Below are 2,844 nucleotides of genomic sequence, written 5' to 3'. Positions count from 1 at the left end.
CCGACGCGCCCACCCTTCGAGCTCACGGCGCTCGTCATCAGTCAGAACAATATCCACTGCTCGCGGACCCCGGGTTGCCATTCCCTAGCCTAACAACCGAACGGAAATTAATGACTCAGGACACTAGATCCGCAGCAACTAACGATTTTCTTTCCGGTGCATACTATAAGAAGATCGCTCAGACCCTTGAACGCGGAAAGTTTGATCTTCTTTTCCTTCCGGATGCTCTCGCAGTCGAGGACAGCTACGGCCATGATCTGCAAACAGGCGTCGGACTGGGCGGCCAGGGCGCGATCGCACTCGAGCCCGCCACGGTGGTGGCGACGATGGCCGCCGTGACCGACCGGTTGGGACTTGGAGCCACCATCTCCACCACGTATTACCCGCCGTTTCACGTCGCCCGTATCCTGGCAACGCTGGATAACCTGTCCGACGGGCGGGTGTCGTGGAACATCGTGACATCGCTGAACGATTCAGAGGCAAAGAACTTCGGAATCGATGCTCATCTTGAACACGACACCCGTTACGACCGCGCGGACGAGTTCGTCGAGGTCGTACGTAAGCTGTGGAACTCGTGGGACGATGATGCGCTGCTGTTGGACAAGATCTGCGGCCGGTTCGCTGATCCTAAGAAAGTTCATTACGTCGATCACCGTGGTGACTGGTTCGACGTGCGCGGCCCCCTGCAAATCCCCCCTTCAAGTCAGCGCGAGCCAGTACTCCTCCAGGCCGGATTGTCGCCTCGCGGTAGACGTTTCGCGGGCCAGTGGGCCGACGCCGTGTTCAGCATCTCGCCGACGCTGGAGATGATGCAGCGCACGTACCAGGACATCAAGGGGCAAGTGAGTGCCGCGGGTCGCAACCCCGACGCCACGAAGGTTTTCACAGCTGTCATGCCCATACTTGGGGAGACCGAGGCGATCGCACGCGATCGCCTCGAATACATCAACGGTCTCGTCCACCCCGAGGTCGGTCTGTCGACGTTGTCGAGTCATAGTGGAATCGACTTGTCCGCCTTCCCCCTAGACGCGAAGTACTCCGACATCGTCGCGAGCTTGGGGGACGCGCACATCCCCACCATGCTCCACATGTTCTCCACGGTTGCGAGCGACGGCGAGGATCTGACACTGGCCGACCTTGGAAAGCGTTATGGCACGAACGTGGGTTTTGTCCCGCAGTGGGGAGGAACGCCCACCCAGATCGCCGACAGACTGGTCGAGTACTTCGATGCGAGAGCGGCTGATGGGTTCATCATCTCCGCCGCCTATCTGCCCGGCGTTTACGAGGACTTTGTCGACCAGGTGGTGCCGCTGTTGCAAGAACGTGGGGTATTCCGCGACGAGTATGAGGGATCAACGCTGCGCGACCACCTCGGCCTGGAACTGCCAAGCGGGGCGGCGGCGCTGTGACCGACACCAGCTCAGCGGTCCACACCCTCGCGTACAGCAACTGCCCTGTTCCCAACGCCCTGCTGGTTGGCCGCGAGTCGCAGTTGCTCGCCGAGGCTGGCATCAATCTGGACGTGCTGGGAGGGCCGCTGGGCTCCTTGCACTTCACCTACGATCATCCCGCTTACACCCGATTCGGCGGAGAGATCCCGCCGTTGGTGAGTGAGGGCCTGCGTGCACCGGGTCGCACACGCCTCCTGGGCGTCACCCTGTTCGAGGGAAAGCTGGGCTTTTACGCGGCCGACCCCACCCTGACCGCACCGGAGCAACTGGCGGGGCATCGTGTCGGCGTATCCGCATCGGCAATCCGGATCCTGCGCGGCGACCTTGGTGACTACCGACAGCTCGACCCGTGGCGCCAGACTCTCGTCGCACTGGGCACTTGGGAGGCGCGAGCCCTGCAGCACACCCTTCGTCACTCCGGCGTAACAGTAAACGATATCGAGCTCGTACCCATTGAGACGGCGGGAGTCGACTTACCGCAGGACCGACTCAGCGCATCGGCATCAGTGAACGGTTCGGACCTCTTTCCCGCCGTCGGGGCCCATCAGGCACAAGTCTTTGCCGGGGGGACGGTCGATGCGCTATTCAGCTGGCTTCCGTGGTCCGCGGAGTTCGAAGACCTCACCGGTGTTAGACCGCTGCGTGACCTGAGCTTGGACAGGACAAGCCACTACGCCAGCGTTTGGACAATCAGCGCGCAACTCGTCGATAAGAACCCGTCACTCGTGCAGCATCTGGTGGATACGGTGGTCCGGGCAGGCTCCTGGGCGCGCGATCATCTGACCGAGACAGTCGCGATTCATGCCCGCAACCTCGGTGTTAGCGAGACTGCGGTGACACGCGGTTTCGGCGAGCACTTCACCGACAACTTAGTACCCACCCTCGACCACGATGCGCTCACTGTCCTTGCTGCGACACAGCGGTACCTGGTCGACCACGATCTGGTGGATAAGGCGATCGACCTGACTGATTGGTCGGCCCCGGAATTTCTGCAGACGAGCCTGCGTACATGCGCGGCCGGCACATCAGCGATTGGAGAATACGAATGACAGTCACCGACGACACGGCGGCGGCCACCGACCGGCGGGCGGGCGATCCTCTCGCGGTGGCTCGAGACCTTGCTGCAAGCTGGCGGGAGGGAATCGTCGAACGGGATCGCGATGGGGGGCCAGCCACCCGTGAGAAAGAGGACTTACGCCTAAGTGGTCTGCTGGCGCTCGCGGTACCCGAGGAGCACGGTGGTTGGGGCGCAGATTGGCCGACGGTCTGAACCGCCCCGGGTCTGTCGGAGGCTCTCGAACCTGTGAAGGATGGAGAGCATGGCAGCACCACGCAAGTACAGTGAGGAACTCAAGGACCGGGCCACCCGGATGGCATGTGAAGCGCGACGAGA

At 62.1% G+C, this 2,844-nt stretch carries 2 protein-coding genes; both read left to right on the top strand.

Translation table 11 applies throughout. The annotated features are described in order from the left end of the window. The first annotated feature begins 110 nt into the window (after positions 1 to 110). Complete coding sequence (locus MHN80_RS25595) at positions 111 to 1,409, top strand: LLM class flavin-dependent oxidoreductase (protein WP_068970850.1); 1,299 nt, start codon at positions 111 to 113, stop codon at positions 1,407 to 1,409. Then, positions 1,406 to 2,500, top strand: a complete 1,095-nt coding sequence (locus tag MHN80_RS25590; RefSeq protein WP_004022072.1) for a hypothetical protein — start codon at positions 1,406 to 1,408, stop codon at positions 2,498 to 2,500. Before MHN80_RS25595 ends, MHN80_RS25590 begins: the two co-directional genes overlap by 4 nt. Positions 2,501 to 2,844 lie beyond the last annotated feature (344 nt).

This window comes from Gordonia sp. McavH-238-E, assembly GCF_022348225.1.
In the GTDB taxonomy this organism is placed as follows: domain Bacteria; phylum Actinomycetota; class Actinomycetes; order Mycobacteriales; family Mycobacteriaceae; genus Gordonia; species Gordonia terrae.
The sequence above is the reverse complement of the archived record's forward strand: the minus strand, read 5'-3'. Positions and strand labels throughout refer to the sequence as shown.